The organism is Oleiphilus sp. HI0086 (assembly GCF_001635225.1).
In genome coordinates this window covers 1-958 of record NZ_LWFZ01001083.1, presented here as the reverse complement: position 1 = coordinate 958, position 958 = coordinate 1, and the positions used below count along the sequence as shown (strand labels likewise).

Annotated in this window: 2 protein-coding genes; both read right to left on the bottom strand. The window is 46.2% G+C overall.

Going from position 1 to position 958, the window contains the following annotated elements:
• Positions 1-482: DEAD/DEAH box helicase (locus tag A3756_RS19195; RefSeq protein WP_156490611.1), on the bottom strand; the 482-nt coding region annotated here is incomplete at its 3' end.
• A 112-nt stretch (positions 483-594) separates the two neighbouring features.
• Positions 595-958, bottom strand: a 364-nt coding sequence (locus A3756_RS19190) for an elongation factor P hydroxylase (RefSeq protein ID WP_197481391.1), incomplete at its 5' end; no start/stop codon positions are given.

Genomic DNA, 958 nt, shown 5'->3' with positions numbered 1-958 from the left:
GGTCGAGATNGCAAGTCATTAATAATGGTAATCAGGAAGGCAGCCGTTTTGCCGGTACCCGTAGCAGCCTTGCCGATGGCGTCATAGCCTTTTAAGGTGTGGGGCAAAGATTCTGCCTGAATGTCGCTGCAATATTCATATTTCAGATCAGCGATGCCATGCAATAAGTCATTCTGCAAACCTAAATCGTGAAAGCGGGTCTTGCCTTCCTCGGGCGCTACGACATATTGCTCAGCACTCCAAGCCTGTTTTTTTGGCGCTACACTCGCCCCTTGTTCTTGTACATTAGCTTGAGCGCTTCCTTTCTTGCCACCTTTGTGTTGAGGCTTACCTGCTGTTTCAGGTTTTGGGTGTTTCTTTGCTTGAGGTTTATTGGCGCCCCCTTCTTTTGCCGAAGCAGGCTTGTTAGTTTTGGTCGAGGCACCTTGTGCCTTATTCGACTCGTCTTGCTTTTTCTTACCAAAAAAACCACTTAACTTCATTTAGAATACACTCTAGTAACACTTAAAATATTGACCTGAGAGCTTATGCCCCCTAACCCTGCCTTGCAAGCGGAATACACCTAATTAGCCGCTAATTTGCTTAAAACTGTCATTAGCTTAGCCTATCAAGTGAAAATGCGTCACTTTCCAGGCACCGACAATCAGGCCGATAGTGACTTAGCAAAGCTTGAACAAATAAGTTAGCTCTTTCAGGTAAGCCATTTTCTATGTAGTCAGCCGCCTGCTGAGCCACCTCACAGATAAACTCTTTACTCGCCCCAACATCTGGCTGAGCAATATTATCGACACTCAAACGAAAGCGCATTCCACAAGCTTCCGTCATAATCCACTCAAGCGCCTGCGGCTTAATCTCGACTTTCTCAAATTCGCGTTGCTGTTGGTCACTGCGCCCATCTGGCTCATACCAATAACCAAAATCAATTAACTTGCGCCGCTCTTTACCCGCAATACACCAA